The following is a 16,408-nucleotide window of genomic DNA, read 5'->3' on the forward strand; positions in this document are numbered from 1 at the left end:
TTATTTCTAACTATTAAAGTAAAGAAAATAAAGGAATTTAAATAAATTACAAAGAATTATATTATATTCCTATTATTGGTACAGTTATTTTCTTATATTCATATAATTTCTTGAATATACATAGCAATAGGTTTATTTGATTTAGAGGAGGTGAAGATGTGGATTATTATATTTATGCAACTGACCATGCTATTGAAAGGTATCAACAGCGTCAAAAAGCAATTAGTCGTCAAAAGGCTATTCATAATATAGTAGAAGGTGTAAAGAGAAGCCGACTGATTGGCTTTGCCAAAGGAAAGAGAGAGATAAGAGAACATAGAGGTGTGATTTTTGTTTGTGAACTAGAAGGAGAGACAATGAATGTAATAACAATTTTAAATAGTAAAGCAGAATTAAGGTTTATTGGATAAAATTAATTGATAGATTCTAAAAAATAAGATTATTAATAATTTTATTAAAACCTTATTTTTTAATGATTAATATTAGATTAATGTTAATATATATTGTATACATAAGAAAACTATTAGAGAATTATATAAATAGATTTATTAAAGGAGCTATGATTATGATAAAAGAAAAAAGATATATAAACTTTAAATTTTAAGTATAACAAATTAATTTGACTTATCATAAAAATTAATTATTGATTTGCTGTAAATAATTAGTTATACTATTAGTAAACTAGATGAGAAGAGAATTTTAAGAGGAGATGAGCAGAGTGAAGTTGAGAAAAGTTATTGAATCAAGTTTATTGTTGGCAGGGGGCTTTGTCTTACATCAAATTATGCCTCCTTTGGTAGCAGGAATGAAACCAGATATGAGTTTATTAATGTTGTTCATAGTTGTATTATTGTATCAAGATAAGAAATTAACAATATTATCTGGTTTAGTAGCTGGAATTATTTCTGCATTAAGTACAACTTTTCCAGGTGGTCAAGTGGCTAATATGATTGACAAACCTATTACTGCTTTAGCTGTATTGGCTTTAGTGTTGTCAGGAAAGTATTTTAACTTATCGAAAAAGTTTAGTTTGGGGATTATTGGTGCTTTAGGTACTATCATAAGTGGTAGTATATTTTTAGGTATTGCTTCCTTGATAGTTGCTTTGCCACAATCATTTATGGTTTTATTTATTTCTGTAGTATTGCCTGCTGCATTGTTGAATACTTGTTTTCTGTATATGCTATATCCTATTATAGCTAAAATTAAAGGTTTGTTACCTAAAATTGAATTTGATTCTGAAAAAGAGACAGCCTAGGCTGTCTCTTTTTATTCTATAGAGGATTAATACAAGTTATTTTTTATTTCATGAATAATTTCTTTAAATTTGTTAAAACTAATTATGGTACTTATAGATAAACTACATTTCAGGAGGTTTACTAGATGATAAAGTATCCAGAAGTGAAAGAATCAAGTCAAAGAATTGTTACAGTTTTGAGTCAATTGTACAAGCTGGGAGTTGTTGATTTTGACTATTCTGATTCTATTAAACTGTACTGTGAAGTAATTCCTGATGATAAAGAGTACTTAAAGGTAAAGGTCTGGTTAACAGAGCAGAATCAGTTATCTATTTATGAGGATATTAATGGAGGATTGGAGCATAGGGATTTTGTAAGTGATATGGCAAAATATTTAGAGATAGTTGGTGAGTTGAACCTAGGTGATCTTAAAATAGAGAGATGGGATCATAAATCGAAAGAATATCAATTGGATAAAGGAGCTATAGAGAATAATTGTTTTACATGTTACTATCGGACTAGACGGGGATATTGTAATCTTTTAAAGAGTTGGCATCCTAGAAAAGAAGGTAATTCAGCTTGTGCTTATTGGATCAAAGTTAAGGAGTTAGTTATTTAATATAACCCTTACTTATCTTTTCATTATTGATTTATGAATGAGTATATTATATAATAATAAAGCGTTAAAAAATATAATTACATATAATTATTATTTGTTGTGAGTTCTCATGAAACTCACTTTTTCTTTTGTAAATCAAGTAAAAAGGAGAGTTAGTTATGAATTTATCCTTAGCATTGAATGCTAAGCAATTAGAAGCAGTAAAGACAACTGAAGGACCAGTATTGGTCTTAGCAGGAGCAGGAAGTGGTAAGACAAGAGCTTTAACCTATAGGATAGCCTATCTAATTAATAAAGATGTTGATCCTTATAATATTTTGACATTAACCTTTACAAATAAGGCTGCTGAAGATATGAAGAGGAAGGTTGAGGAGTTAATTGGAGACATCTCTAAACGGATGTGGATGGGAACCTTTCACAGTGTTTGTGTAAGAATTATTAGTCAAAATATAAAAGCTTTAGGTTATGATTCTGGATTTGTCATTTATGACCAAAATGAAAGTAAAGATTTAGTTTCCGATATTATATTAACTATGAATTTAGATAAAGAGAAGTATGATGCTAAAATTGTCTTAAATATGATTAATAAGGCTAAAATGAATATGTGGTCAAAAAGAGAATTGATTAACAATTATCTAGAGATTGGTGGAGGTAGTGAAGAATTTTATCAGAATATTGGTGATGTTTATCTTAAATATAATGAGGTTTTAAAGGATAATAATGCCTTTGATTTTAATGATTTGATTGGAAAGACTATTGAATTATTTGAAAGCAATGAGGATATATTAAAAAGATATCAGGATAGATTCAAATACATCTTGATTGATGAGTATCAAGATACATCTCCTTTCCAGTATAAGCTGGCAAGTATGTTAGCAGGAAAGCATCAAAATATATTCGTTGTTGGAGATGACTATCAAAGCATCTATAAGTTCCGTGGAGCAGATATGGAGAACATATTAAACTTTAATGAAGATTATCCTGAATGTAAAACTATTAAATTAGAACAGAATTATCGCTCTAAAAAGAATATTATTGAAGCATCAAATGCTCTAATATCTAATAATTATCGCCAATTTGATAAGAAAGCTTGGACTGAAAAGGATGAAGGAGAGCCGATTATTATCTGTGAAGCTTTAAATGAATATGGTGAAGCAGATTATGTAGCAGAAGAAATTGATAATTTAATTAGGTTTACTAATTATAGTTATAATGATGTTGCTATCTTATATCGTTCTAATCATCAATCGAGGGTATTAGAAGAGGCTTTTATTAGAAGAAGGATACCTTATCATATTGTTGGAGGATTAGGCTTTTATGATCGTAAGGAGATTAAAGATATTATCAGTTACTTAAAGGTTGCTGTTAATCCACAAGATACTATTGCCTTAAAGAGGATTGTTAATGCACCTAAAAGAGGTATTGGAGCTAAGACTCTGGATAAATTGATCAATCATGCTCAAAAGTATGTACCTGAATTTAATTTATTCAGTTTTTCTCAAGAGGATAATAGCTTGGGGCTGTTTGATGTTATGAAAGATCCTACTGGAGTATCAGGAATTGGCAAGAAGACAGCAGAAAGGATAAAACAATTTAGACGTGATTTAGAAGATGTCATTACAGTAAAGGAGTCAAGGATTACTCTACCAGAGAAGGTGGACAAGATTATGAAGGTGAGTGGATATCAGGCTATGTTAGAGCTTGATGGCTCAGAGACTGCTTTAAATAGATTAGATAATTTAGCTGAATTCTTGGCTTTAACAGAGAATTACTATAATAAGAATCAAGATAGAGACTTGGAGGATTTTGTTAGAGACCTTAAGCTTTTATCTGATCAAGATGATATGAATAACTCTAATCAAATCAAGATGATGACTGTTCATGCTTCTAAAGGGCTAGAATTTCCTGTTATCTTTATAGTTGGGATGGAAGAGGATACATTTCCTCATTATAGAAGTGTTAAGACTGGTATGTTAGAGGAGATAGAAGAGGAGAGAAGACTGTGTTATGTGGCTATGACTAGGGCTGCTGATAGGTTATTTATGACTTATGCTAGGGAAAGACAACGTTATGGTGAAACACGATCTATGACCCCTTCTCGTTTTTTAGATGAAATTCCAACAGAACTTATTTTAGAGGGTAATCATTATCGAAATTTATAATTAATAGTACACTATACAGTATTATAAGATTTTACTATGCTCCTTAATAATACTTTTGAATCTACTTACTTAACATAAAAAATATTTAAATATAAAAATTTTAATAAGGGGTGGTTTTTACCATCCCTATTCTATATTTAATTAATATTTTTCTAGAATGAAAAAACTTTGAAGATGGGATGATAATTGTAGTATAATATTACCAAGGAACATAATATATTACTGATAGGGGGAATGAAAATGGAACAGACATTGGTACTTATTAAACCTGATGCAGTAGTGAATAGAAAGATTGCTAAAGTTATTGGACGGTTTGAAGATAAGGGGCTAAAGATTGAGGGGATGAAGATGGTCTGGATAGATGAAGAACTCGCTAAGGAGCATTATAAACAGCATATCTCTAAGAGTTTCCTTCCTAGATTAATATCTTATATCACACAAGCCCCAGTAGTTGCTATGGTGATTTCCGGTCCAGAAGCAATTAAGACAGTTAGAAATTTAGTAGGAGATACAGATCCTCTTAAGGCTTTACCAGGGACTATAAGAGGAGATTTAGCTTTAGATTTAGATTCAGGGAATATTATACATGCTTCTGATTCTAATGGTAGTGCTATGAAAGAGATTGAACTTTTCTTTACTGCTGAAGAGATTTATAGTTATTGATTTTTTAATAAATAATAGGTGTAGAATTTATTCTACACCTATTATTTTATCAATTAGAATAGTTTGTAGATTTATGAATTTAGAAATTAATTTAAATATAAAACAATATGGGTTAAATTATGATATTCTGATTTTTTAAAAATAAACAAAATTATTAGATGCTATTTATTCCAAGAATGCTTCCATGGGGTGTCCTCATTCTACTTCCTTAGATGTAGTATTTTTAGGACCAAAAAATAACTAGACCTATGGGTTTATTTTTAAATTTATTACCAAAATTTTTTGCTCAAAAAAACTGTAGAAAAATCTTCGTGGCAAAGTTAACTCAGTTGGCAATAAAATTGCTTATGATTATTATTGATTAGGATATTTAGTCAAAACTTAATTTGATTTTAAATTTTAGCTCAATTTTTTGGATTATAATCGTTTATTTCGTTTGTGCGATTATATTTTTAAGTTAACTATTGAGTACATTTAATTAATTTTATAGTGAATCTACTACTAGATATATAGGTTAGTGACTATTATATAAATTATTGAAAAATAATGAATTTATACTAGATAAATAAAGGAATTCATTGAATAAATATAGAATTCAAAATAGGAGTAAAATAGGAGGAGGGAGTAGAAAGTGTCACTAAAAGAAGAAGCACTATTATTACATAAGAAGAATCAGGGAAAGATAACTGTAAATAGTAAAGTAGAAGTTAAGAATAGAGAAGACTTAACTTTGGCTTATAGTCCTGGGGTGGCTGAGCCTTGTTTAGAGATTGTTAAGGATAAATCAGAGGTATATAATTATACTGCAAAGGGTAACTTAGTAGCAGTTGTTTCTGATGGAACTGCTGTTTTAGGATTGGGGGATATTGGTCCAGAAGCTGCAATGCCAGTTATGGAAGGGAAAGCAGTCTTGTTTAAGGAATTTGCTGGAGTTGATGCTTTTCCTATCTGTTTAAATACTAAAGATGTTGATGAGATAGTAGAGACTGTGAAAAGATTAGAACCTACCTTTGGGGGTATAAATTTAGAGGATATTTCAGCACCACGCTGTATAGAGATTGAAGAAAGATTAAAGAAGGAGCTAGATATTCCTGTCTTCCATGATGATCAACATGGAACAGCAATTGTAGTCTTAGCAGGATTGATTAATGCAGCTAAATCTGTAGATAAAAAGTTAGAGGATTTGAAGGTGTTAGTCAATGGAGCAGGGGCAGCGGGATTGGCTATTGCTAGGTTATTATTAAATGTTGGAATTAAAGATATAATCTTAGTTGATAAATTTGGTGCTTTGGCTTCTGGTGTTAAAGAGATGAACACTATTCAAAAAGAGTTAGCAGAGATAACCAATCCAGAAGGTAAGAGAGGTAGCTTAGGTGAGGTAATCGTTGGTAGAGACGTCTTCATTGGTGTTTCAGCTCCTAATATATTGACTAAGGATATGGTTGAAAGTATGGCTAAGGATGCGATTATTTTTGCTATGGCGAATCCTGTTCCAGAGATAAATCCTGATTTAGCTAAAGAAGCAGGTGCTAAAATAATAGGGACTGGTCGTTCTGATTATCCAAATCAGGTCAATAATGTATTGGCTTTTCCAGGTATCTTTAAAGGTGCATTAAAGGTACAGGCAAGGGAGATTACTGAACAGATGAAGATTGCTGCTGCTTATGGTATAGCAGAATTAATTGATGAAGATGAATTATCGGCTGATTATGTTATTCCTAATCCCTTTAATAAAAAAGTGGTAAATAGGGTGGCTTTAGAGGTGGCTAAGAAGGCTATAAAGGATGGTTTGGCTAAAAGAGTTCTAAGTGAGGAAGAGTTGCAGAAAGAGTTTTCTTAATTTGTACTAAAAGGTATCAATTAAAAAAAGCAAGGAGATTAATATTAATCTCCTTGCTTTAATTGAATTAGTATGCTCTTTCTACCTTGCCTGCTTTTAAGCAAGAAGTACATACCTTAATTTTTTTAGTAGTACCATCAACAACAGCTTTAACTTTTTGTAGGTTAGGTCGTTGAGTTCTTTTTGCAATACCAGTTACATTACGACCAACTCCACCTTCTTTTTTAGCCTTACCTCTACGAGTAACACTATTAGCAGTATTAGATCCTTTTCCACAGATTTCACAAATCCTTGCCATTTATTGCACCTCCTTTAATCTATATCAATATTTTTATGTTTTAGCTAGAACCACTTAAACATTTTAACATAAAAGGTGGGTAAGTAGCAAGGTTAATTTTGTATTTTATCTTATAAAGAAGGATTTTATTGACTTCTATTGAATAATAATCAGGTAGGAGGTCAAACATGAAACTTAGTAAAGAGACATCTGTATTAAAAATTTTGCAGGAGTATCCAGAGATTAACCAAATTTTTGTAGCTCATGGTCTAGGATGTGCTAAGTGTTTAGCTGCCGACTATGAAGATTTAGAAACAGTAGCCAAGGCTAACAATTTAGATTTAAAGATGTTATTAAATGAATTAAATAATTTTATTCAAAATAATTGATTTAACAAGGGGGAATAAAGTATGACAACAGGGCAAGAGTTGACAAATGAGTTAGGAATGGTTAAAATATCTGAGGAAGTTATTTCAATTATTGCGGGTTTAGCTGCAATGGAATGTTATGGATTGGTAGGTATGGCTGGTAAGACTATTCAAGATGGTCTAGCAAAGTTATTAGGAAATGATCATTTAAGTAAAGGGGTTGAAGTAGAAACTACCGAAGAAGGAGTAAGTGTGGATTTATATATTATAGTAGAATATGGGACAAAAATTTCAGAGGTAGCTAATAATATAATTGATAGAGTAAAATATACTTTAGAAGAGATGACAGGGGTAAATGTTTTAGAAGTTAACATTAATGTACAAGGAGTGAGGGTGAATAATGCTACCTGATTCATTGAATAAGGATATAAAGCAAATAAATTCAGCTAAATTCAAACAAATGCTACTAGTAGCAACCAATACTTTAAAAGAGGTAGAAGATGAAATCAATGATTTAAATATCTTTCCTGTTCCTGATGGAGATACAGGTACTAATATGTATTTGACCTTATCAAATGCTATTGAGGAGATAGAGTTTACTACTGAAGATTCAGTAGGAGCTGTAGCAAATAAACTAGCAATGGGGGCACTGATGGGGGCTAGGGGAAATTCTGGGGTAATCTTATCCCAGCTTTTAAGAGGGTTAGCTGATGGCATTGGTAATGCTAAATTATTGACAGCAGAAGTCTTAGCAAATGGATTACAAAAAGCGTCTGATAAGGCTTATCAAGCCGTAATGAAGCCTGTAGAAGGAACTATTCTAACAGTAGCTAAAGATGTAGGGAAGAAAGCGAAAAAATTGGCTTCAGAGTTGACTGTAGTTGAACTTTTGATAGAGGTCGTAAAGGAGGCAGAAAAGTCTGTAGCTAATACACCTAATCTATTACATACTTTAAAGGAAGCAGATGTAGTAGATGCTGGTGGTAAGGGCTATCAAATGTTTTTAACTGGGCTATTACAAGGTCTAAGCTCTGACAATTCAATTATTATAAGAGAGCAAGTTGGAGCAAAATCTAATACAAAGGTAGATTTATCGCAAATAGAAGAGTTTGGTTATTGTACTGAATTTATTGTTAAAAATGCTAGAGTCGAGGCTAATGAATTTAAAGAGATATTAAGTGAGTATGGTGACTCTATTATTGCTGTTAAATCTGGTGATATTCTAAAGGTTCATGTTCATGCAGGGCATCCAGGATCAGTATTAGAAGAAGGATTAAAGTATGGACAGTTAACTAGGATTAAGATTGAGAATATGTCTGAACAGCATGAGGAGAGGTTAAGAAAAGAGATTGAGGCAGAACAAGTAGATGTTAGTGAAGAGCAGAAAGTAGTAGGTGGAATAGGAGTTTTAGCTGTAGCTGCTGGAGAAGGATTAGAAGTTATCTTCAAGAAGCTTGGAGTTGCTAATGTACTCTTAGGTGGACAATCCATGAATCCAAGTATTCAAGACCTATTAGAGTCTGTAGAGGAGATTAATACCAATAAGGTTATTATCTTGCCAAATAATAAGAATGTTATCTCTACTGCTGAGCAGGTCAAAGAGTTAACAGATAAAGAGATTGAGGTTATTCCAACTAGGACTATTCCTCAAGGTGTGACAGCAATGATGGTCTTTAATCCAGAAGGCGACCTGCAAGAAGTTACTACAGAGATGAAAAAAGAGGTAGATTTTGTTAAGACTGGAGAGATTACTTATGCTGTTAGAGATACTAAGATTAATGAGTTAGAGATTAATAAAGGTGATATCTTGGGCTTGATAGAGGGGAATATAGAGGTTGTATCTTCCCATTACAATCAAGCAGCATTAGATTTATTAGAGGATATGGTTGAAGCTGATGATTCTTTAATTACTATTTACGTAGGAGAAGAAGTATCTTCTGAAGATAAGAAGGAATTGATACATAATTTAGAAGAGGTATATGAAGATTTTGATATTGAAATCTATGATGGATATCAACCTATTTATTATTATATTATTTCTGTGGAGTAGGAGTGGTCAGTGATGGGTAAGATAGCAGTTGTAACAGACAGTACAGCAGATTTACCATCGAAATTTATAGAAAAGTATAATATTAACGTAATTCCTTTAAAGGTTAGATTAGATGGAGATGAGTATGAGGATGGTATTGATATTAGTAGAGAAGAGTTTTTAGATAGGCTAGAAGAAAGTAATGAAGTGCCTACAACATCACAGCCACCTATTGGTAAATTTCTAGATTTATATAAATTTTTGGCTGAAGAATATGATCAGATCTTATCACTTCATTTTTCTGAGAAGATGAGTGGAACTATTAAAACAGCTCGATTAGCTGCTAGTATGTTAGAGGATATTGATATCAGAGTTATTGATTCTGAGACTGTAACAGCCCCTTTAGGTGTTATGGTGGTAGAGGTGGCCAAAGCTATTAAAGAAGGTAAGCAGATGGATGAACTGATAGATTTAATAGCTGAATTAAAAGAGAATGTTAAGATTTATTTTACTATAGATGATTTAACTTATCTAGAACGTGGAGGTCGTATAGGTAAGGCTACTGCTTTTATAGGTAATCTTTTTAATGTTAAACCAATGCTGACTATAGATAATGGTGAAATAACTCCATATAAGAGAATTAGAGGGGATAAAAGGTTATATAAGGAATTTAAGAAGTTAGCTAAACAAGAATTAACAAATAATAAAGGTCATAAGTTAGTTGTATTATATGGTAAATACTTAGATAATGCTAATCAATTAAAAGAGATGTTAACTGAAGAATTTGACTGGGAAGAAGTAAACATGATTCAATTTGGTTCAGTAGTCGGTGCACATATTGGTCCAACTCCTTTTGGAATGATAATTTATAAATAATTGGTGTATTATAAAAGGTTAGTTGGGTAATTCCTAATGCTAAATAGTATTAGGAATTTTTTTTAATATAGGTTGTTAATACTAATAATACTTTAAAATATTAATTGGTTATTTATAAACTTGATAATATCTAATTGAGATTAGATAGTAATATCTTCCCCCATATATTAGCGAGTTTGAATAATGAGGTGATTGCATGAAAAAGGTAGAAGATATATTTGAAAATCTTATAAAACCTATTCCAATAGAGATTAAAGGTAAAGGATTGAATACCTCAGTCTTTGGGGGATTTGATAGTTATATCTTAAATTGGAGTAATAAATTACAGGCAAGTACAGAGGAAGAAGAGATTAAAAACCTTGCTCAAGACTTGTATGTTTTATTTATAGATTATGAGAAGGTTGCTTTGGAGAAAAGGCATCAGAAGTTAAAGGAATCTATTAAATTGATCAACCAATTAGGTCAAAAAATAAAGGGGAGAGCAGTCTTTAATTTAAGTGATAATAGATTGAGAATAGTTAAGGAGCTGCCGATAAAGAAGAAAGCTAAAAGGAAGAATAAAGCTCCACAGAACTCTTTACAGTTAAATTTTGATGGAAATAAAGAGGTCGACAAAGAGAAAGCAATTCAAAAGAAGGATAAGCCAACTAATAAGCAACAAGTAAAGAAGGTTAAAGAAAAGAAGGCTGAAGTAGATAAAAAGAAAAGTGGATTTTGGCATCAACCTATCAAATATATTAAAGGGGTAGGAGATTATTGGACAAAACGGTTAAAACGATTGGAGATTAAAGAGTTAAAAGACTTGCTTTATTACTTCCCTAGAGATTATAATGATTGGAGTCAGACTAAGAAGATTAGAGAGTTAAAGACTGGAGAGAATGTGACTGTTCAAGGTAAGGTTGTTAATATCAATGAGATTAAGCCCCGATCAGGGCTTAAGATTATTAAAGTTGCTATCAGTGATGGTACTGGGATATTGCATGGTGTTTGGTTCAATCAAGGCTATATTAAAAAGACTTTTAGAAAAGATGTTACCTTCTTGTTCAGTGGTGAGGTCAAGTATAGCTATGGTAACTTTGAGATTAACAATCCCCATTTTGAAGAGGTTGATTTCCAAGATAACTTACATACTGGTCGAATAGTTCCAGTTTATCCAACGACTAAAGGTATCAGCCAGAAGAAGTTAAGAAGGATTGTTAAAAATGGTCTTGATAAATATTTGGGGGATGTTGAGGAGTTTCTTCCTGAAGATATTATAAATAAACATAAATTTTTAGATTTAAATTATGCTCTCCCAATGATTCATTTTCCAGAATCTAAAGAATTATTAAAAGAAGCAAGAAGGAGATTTGCCTATGAGGAGTTATTTGTCTTACAGTTAATTTTGGCATTAAAAAAGTCTGAAGCACAGAGTGATAAGTTAGGAATCAAGCATTCTAAAGAGAATGGCTTAGTTGATAAGTTTTTAGATTTGCTACCCTTTGATTTGACTAAGGCTCAGGCAAGGGTCTGGCAGGAGATTAAAGGGGATATGGAGTCTAATAGGAATATGAACCGCCTCTTACAAGGTGATGTAGGAGCGGGAAAAACGGTTATAGCTACCTTGGCATTATTAAAGACAGTACAATCAGGGTTTCAAGGGGCATTGATGGCTCCTACAGAGATTTTAGCAGAGCAACATTACTTAGGTTTAAAGGATGATTTAGAGCCTTTAGGGCTCGAAATAGGGCTTTTAGTTGGAAGTTTAAAGGCTAAAGAGAAAAAAGAGCTATTAGAGGCAATTGAAGCTGGAGAGATCGATATAGTAATTGGAACCCATGCTCTGATTCAAGAAGGAATCAATTTCTCTAATTTAGGTTTAGCTATTATTGATGAACAGCACCGCTTTGGAGTCAAGCAAAGAGCTACTTTACAGGAGAAAGGTGATAATCCAGATGTACTTGTTATGACTGCTACTCCAATTCCCAGAACCTTAGCCTTGACTGTATATGGTGATTTGGATGTCTCTGTAATTGATGAATTACCACCAGGGAGAAAACCAGTTATCACTGAATGGAGAACGCAGCAGGTCAGAGATAGAATCTACTCTTTTTTAAGAGAGGAGATAGAGAAGGGAAGGCAAGCCTATGTGGTCTGTCCTTTGGTAGAAGAGTCAGAGAAATTAGATATAGAATCGGCGACTGAGTTATCTATTAAGCTACAAAATGAGTACTTCCCTGATTTGAAGATTGCTCTTTTACATGGTAAGATGAAGCCGACAGAGAAGGAAGAGGTAATGGAGGACTTTAGGATAGGAGATATTGATATTCTGGTATCGACTACTGTTATTGAGGTAGGAGTCAATGTTCCTAATGCTTCGGTAATGATTATTGAAGATGCACAGCGCTTTGGATTAGCTCAGCTCCACCAATTAAGAGGAAGGGTTGGAAGAGGCCAATACCAATCTTACTGTATTCTAATCTCAGACCCATCTACAGATGAGGGTGTAGAACGGATGAAGATTATGACCAAATCTACCGATGGTTTTGTAATAGCAGAAGAGGATTTGCACCTGCGGGGTCCTGGAGAATTTTTTGGTACTCGTCAGCATGGTATGCCAGACTTGAAGGTTGCAGATATCTTACGAGATCATAAACTATTAGAATTGGCTAGAGAGGATGCTTTTGCTCTTATTAAAGATGATCCAAGATTAGAGAAAAGGGAGAATAAACTATTAAAAGGTATCTTAACAGAGAATTTCAATTATGACTTTGAATTGCTAGATATTAGCTAACTATAATGTACAATTAAAACGATAAGTATTTTGAAGTTAATTGTAAATTAGTTTCGGGGGTGTTTTGATGAGAATTATTGCAGGAAGAGATAGGGGTAGAAAACTAAAGTCTATCGATAGAGGTGATGTTCGACCTACTACCGATAGGACTAAAGAGTCTTTATTTAATATTATAGGTCCTAATATAGTTGGTGCTAGGTTTCTAGATTTATTTGCAGGATTTGGGGGCATTGGTATTGAGGCTTTAAGCCGTGGGGCAGAAGAAGTTATCTTCGTAGAAAAAGACCGGAGAAATGCTAAAATTATTAATGAAAATTTAGCAATGGTCGGTTATGAGGATGAGAGCCTAATAATTAATAATGATGTTCTAAAGGTTTTAGGGGGATTGACAGGGAATTTTGATCTAATCTTTATGGATCCTCCCTATGAAGAGTTGAATTTATATACTCAGACTTTGGATAAGATTAAAGAGTATAAGTTACTTCACCCAAGTGGAATTATAATTATTGAACACTTTTCCAAAGATACTATAGCTTTACCTGAAGGATATGATATAATAAAAGAGAAGAAATATGGTAAAAGTGGTATTACTTTATTAAAAATAAGAGAAGGTGAGGAATAAGATTGAGTAATATAGCTGTTTATGCAGGGAGCTTTGACCCTGTAACCAATGGTCATTTAGATATTATTGAACGGGCTAGTAGAACCTTTGATAAGGTAATTGTAGCCGTCTTCCATAATCCTAATAAGAGTCCTCTCTTTACTATGGAAGAAAGAATGGAGATGTTGGCAGAGGCTGTTCAAGATTTTGATGGGGTAGAAGTAGATGGTTTTGAAGGGCTGCTAATTGACTATATTAATAATCAGAAAGCAGGAGTAATTATTAGAGGATTAAGGGCTGTCTCTGATTTTGAAGCAGAGTTTCAGATGGCTTCAATGAATAAGAAGTTGGCCCCAGATATAGAGACTCTATTTATGATGACAAGTACTGAATATGCCTATCTAAGCTCCAGTTCTATTAAAGAGGTGGCTAGCTTTGGAGGATGTATTGAAGGTCTTGTACCAGATCATGTGATAAAGAGGCTGATTAAAAGATTAAAAGAAGAGGATAAGATGATATAGTTTAATAAGTGTCTGCTTTTTTGATTGATAATATACATACATAAAAAACTTAGGGAAATTACCTAAGTTTTTTTATTATTCAACTTCTAATTCCTCTTCAAGTTGTTTAGTAATCCGTTTGACTCCAACCCTTTTGCTAATTTTCAAAGCTTCTTTAAAATTTTCAAGGGCATCTCTTTTTTTATTTAATTCCAAATAGACTTCTCCAATATATCTATAGGTTCTAGCATGCTTATATTTAACAGTTGTTATATCTTCAAAGTCTAAAAGAAAAGTTAATTTCTTCAAATGAAGATTTAATTCTTCTTTAGAGAGATCTTCTAAATGTTTTTTGTGAGTCTCTTCTAGAGCTTCAAAAAGATCTGTAGAATATTTTATTTCCATATAGTTTTCTTTTAGAATTTCTTCGTCTAAAAACACACCTTCAAAATTATAACGATAAGATTTATTATCTGTATAATGTAAGGTTAATATCTTCTTATCTATATCAAAGCTATAAGACTCTGCTATTCCAGTTAGGGGTTTAATCTTCCAAAGTAACCTCTTTTCTTTTAAATCAAAGAATAATAATTTATTAGAGTCATCCTCATGCTTACTTTTATAGGTTTGACAGACAGCATAACTACCATCATTAGATATACTATTATTATACAAATTGGCTTTTAATTTCTCACTAACTATAATTTCCCCATCTTTATTAAAAGCAGTAAAGAGACCAAAGAGGTTAGTTGATATCCCCCAATTATTAATGATGAAGGTTCCATTGTTTGCTACATTAGCAAAACTAGGTCTCTCTATATCTCCTTCAACTAAAATATCTTCTCCTTTTAGTAGTACATATTTATTTATAGGACTTTCTGAATAAGCAACTATATAAGTATTGTCAGGGGATCTGCTAAATTTACCGAAGAAATCTATCGAATCTATATCAATATAATTACCATGGTAGGTTATATTCTTTTGATAGATAGAATATTCTTTTGGCTTATTATCAGAAATCTTAGTAATTGGATAATTATTTTTTTTACGATTTGCTACTAACCTTATTATAAGAATTAAGGTTATCAGTAAAACTGCTGCCAGTATCCACTTATTTAATTTCATCAATATTACCTCCCCTAACTAATAATTGATAATAGTTAATAAATATCTAGAAAATAATATATATCTACTATATATATTATAAAAATTACTAACTCTTTTCAACTATTATGTATATAGAATGTGAAAAAGAATTTAAATATCTAGCCACAGATTAACATAGATGAAACACGGATAAGTATAGCTAATAGCTGTAGTCAAATAATCACTCCAAGATTAAATACATTGGCTAGGGCGTTGTGGTTAACAATTGCTTTGTTTTTTTATTTCACAGTTGGATGACTATAACTTAATAATTTTTAATATCAAATCTTTATCAAGTTCTATATATATTAATTAATTATTCATTTTCTTTACTTTCTAGGTGAAATAATTATGTTGTTATAGAAATAAAGATTGATGTTTCATAATATACTTGTTATAATTGAAATATATAATTTCTTGCAATACGGGTATAGACCGGTACACCTTGAATCAACTACTTTTGTATCTGGAATTTATTTATAAAGTAGAATAAGAAACAGGAGGGATATTATGAGATTAAATGAGAACAGTCCAATTCCTTTATATTATCAATTAGAGAATATAATTAGGGAAAAGATAGAAAAAGGAGTATATCAGCCTGGTGATAAGATTCCATCAGAAAGACAGTATAGTGAAGAGATTAATCTAAGTAGGATAACTATCAGAAAGGCTATTAATAATCTAGTTCAAGAAGGAATTTTAGAGAGAAGGAGAGGTCAAGGTACTTTTGTTTCTGAAAAGAAATTAGATACCTTTCCTGGTTTAATTGGGTTTAATGAACATATTGAAATGATGGGGATGGTTCCATCTAGTAAGGTTTTGGAGAATAAAGTAGTCTTTGCTACTCATGAAATAGCTAACCGCTTAGAGATAAAAGAAGAAGATAAAATTATCTTGACAGCTAGATTACGTTTTGCCAATAATCAGCCAATAGGGTATGAAAAATCCTATATTCCTTATAATATATGTCCAGAAATTTTGGAGATAGATCTTTCTAAAGAGTCTATTTATAATACTTTAAGTAAAGTAGGTTACAAGCCAACTTTAGCAAATCAGGAAATTGAAGCTATATTAGCTGATGAAGAGATTGCTGAACTTTTAGGAGGAAGTGTTGATCAGCCGATTTTGCGTAATACAAGAGTTACTTACTCTGGTACTACACCAGTAGAATTTAGTCTTAACTTCTATCGAGGTGATAATTATAGTATTCACACCACACTAACTAACAATTAATAATTAATAGTATTGTTATTATAGTTATTGGTGAATTTGATTTAAAGAATGAATAGAGAGTTAAGAGAGGTCTAGAGATTATT

The 16,408-nt window shown here is 31.8% G+C and carries 16 protein-coding genes; 14 read left to right on the plus strand and 2 right to left on the minus strand.

Annotated features, from left to right (window positions below; genetic code table 11):
• The first annotated feature begins 158 nt into the window (after nt 1-158).
• From U472_RS08015 to U472_RS08040, 6 genes are all read left to right on the plus strand, one after another.
• A complete protein-coding gene (locus U472_RS08015; RefSeq protein ID WP_018249789.1) occupies nt 159-410 on the plus strand; it encodes a hypothetical protein in 252 nt (83 codons plus the stop codon).
• Between the two features lie 299 nt (nt 411-709).
• A complete protein-coding gene (locus U472_RS08020) occupies nt 710-1,258 on the plus strand; it encodes a tryptophan transporter (protein WP_245684773.1) in 549 nt (182 codons plus the stop codon).
• Between the two features lie 125 nt (nt 1,259-1,383).
• Entirely contained in the window at nt 1,384-1,857 is a 474-nt protein-coding gene (locus U472_RS08025; protein ID WP_068717307.1) for a hypothetical protein, read from the plus strand.
• Nucleotides 1,858-2,015: 158 nt separating this feature from the next.
• Nucleotides 2,016-4,019 carry an ATP-dependent helicase gene (locus U472_RS08030; protein ID WP_068717309.1) on the plus strand — a complete coding sequence of 668 codons (2,004 nt, stop codon included), beginning with the start codon at nt 2,016-2,018 and terminating at the stop codon, nt 4,017-4,019.
• Nucleotides 4,020-4,253: 234 nt separating this feature from the next.
• Nucleotides 4,254-4,682: a nucleoside-diphosphate kinase gene (gene ndk, locus U472_RS08035; RefSeq protein ID WP_068717311.1), complete on the plus strand. Its 429-nt coding sequence runs from the start codon at nt 4,254-4,256 to the stop codon at nt 4,680-4,682.
• Nucleotides 4,683-5,313: 631 nt separating this feature from the next.
• The gene (locus U472_RS08040; protein WP_068717314.1) at nt 5,314-6,522 is read left to right on the plus strand and encodes an NAD(P)-dependent malic enzyme; all 1,209 of its coding nucleotides are present in this window, start codon (nt 5,314-5,316) and stop codon (nt 6,520-6,522) included.
• A gap of 67 nt (nt 6,523-6,589) precedes the next feature.
• Here U472_RS08040 and rpmB read toward each other — a convergent pair whose 3' ends face one another.
• Nucleotides 6,590-6,820 (minus strand): 50S ribosomal protein L28, encoded by a 231-nt coding sequence (rpmB, locus tag U472_RS08045; RefSeq protein WP_068717315.1) that lies wholly within the window; start codon nt 6,818-6,820, stop codon nt 6,590-6,592.
• A 167-nt stretch (nt 6,821-6,987) separates the two neighbouring features.
• Between rpmB and U472_RS08050 the strand changes: the two genes are divergently transcribed.
• The 7 genes from U472_RS08050 to coaD all read left to right on the plus strand — a co-directional run bounded on the left by U472_RS08050 (nt 6,988) and on the right by coaD (nt 13,967).
• A complete protein-coding gene (locus tag U472_RS08050) occupies nt 6,988-7,188 on the plus strand; it encodes a DUF1858 domain-containing protein (RefSeq protein ID WP_068717317.1) in 201 nt (66 codons plus the stop codon).
• Between the two features lie 21 nt (nt 7,189-7,209).
• Nucleotides 7,210-7,578 carry an Asp23/Gls24 family envelope stress response protein gene (locus U472_RS08055; RefSeq protein ID WP_068717320.1) on the plus strand — a complete coding sequence of 123 codons (369 nt, stop codon included), beginning with the start codon at nt 7,210-7,212 and terminating at the stop codon, nt 7,576-7,578.
• Nucleotides 7,568-9,217 carry a DAK2 domain-containing protein gene (locus U472_RS08060; RefSeq protein WP_068717321.1) on the plus strand — a complete coding sequence of 550 codons (1,650 nt, stop codon included), beginning with the start codon at nt 7,568-7,570 and terminating at the stop codon, nt 9,215-9,217. The genes U472_RS08055 and U472_RS08060 overlap by 11 nt, the downstream gene beginning before the upstream one ends.
• 12 nt (nt 9,218-9,229) lie before the next feature.
• The gene (locus U472_RS08065) at nt 9,230-10,072 is read left to right on the plus strand and encodes a DegV family protein (protein WP_068717323.1); all 843 of its coding nucleotides are present in this window, start codon (nt 9,230-9,232) and stop codon (nt 10,070-10,072) included.
• Nucleotides 10,073-10,268: 196 nt separating this feature from the next.
• Nucleotides 10,269-12,845 carry an ATP-dependent DNA helicase RecG gene (gene recG / locus U472_RS08070; RefSeq protein WP_083189826.1) on the plus strand — a complete coding sequence of 859 codons (2,577 nt, stop codon included), beginning with the start codon at nt 10,269-10,271 and terminating at the stop codon, nt 12,843-12,845.
• 67 nt (nt 12,846-12,912) lie between these two features.
• Entirely contained in the window at nt 12,913-13,467 is a 555-nt protein-coding gene (rsmD, locus tag U472_RS08075) for a 16S rRNA (guanine(966)-N(2))-methyltransferase RsmD (protein ID WP_068717330.1), read from the plus strand.
• A 2-nt stretch (nt 13,468-13,469) separates the two neighbouring features.
• On the plus strand, nt 13,470-13,967 hold the full coding sequence (gene coaD / locus U472_RS08080; RefSeq protein WP_068717332.1) for a pantetheine-phosphate adenylyltransferase: 498 nt from the start codon (nt 13,470-13,472) through the stop codon (nt 13,965-13,967).
• Nucleotides 13,968-14,042: 75 nt separating this feature from the next.
• Here coaD and U472_RS08085 read toward each other — a convergent pair whose 3' ends face one another.
• Nucleotides 14,043-15,071 (minus strand): tetratricopeptide repeat protein, encoded by a 1,029-nt coding sequence (locus tag U472_RS08085; protein ID WP_068717333.1) that lies wholly within the window; start codon nt 15,069-15,071, stop codon nt 14,043-14,045.
• A 531-nt stretch (nt 15,072-15,602) separates the two neighbouring features.
• Between U472_RS08085 and U472_RS08090 the strand changes: the two genes are divergently transcribed.
• Complete coding sequence (locus U472_RS08090; RefSeq protein WP_068717335.1) at nt 15,603-16,325, plus strand: GntR family transcriptional regulator; 723 nt, start codon at nt 15,603-15,605, stop codon at nt 16,323-16,325.
• Nucleotides 16,326-16,408 lie beyond the last annotated feature (83 nt).

It is taken from the genome of Orenia metallireducens (assembly GCF_001693735.1).
In the GTDB taxonomy this organism is placed as follows: Bacteria; Bacillota; Halanaerobiia; order Halobacteroidales; family Halobacteroidaceae; genus Orenia; species Orenia metallireducens.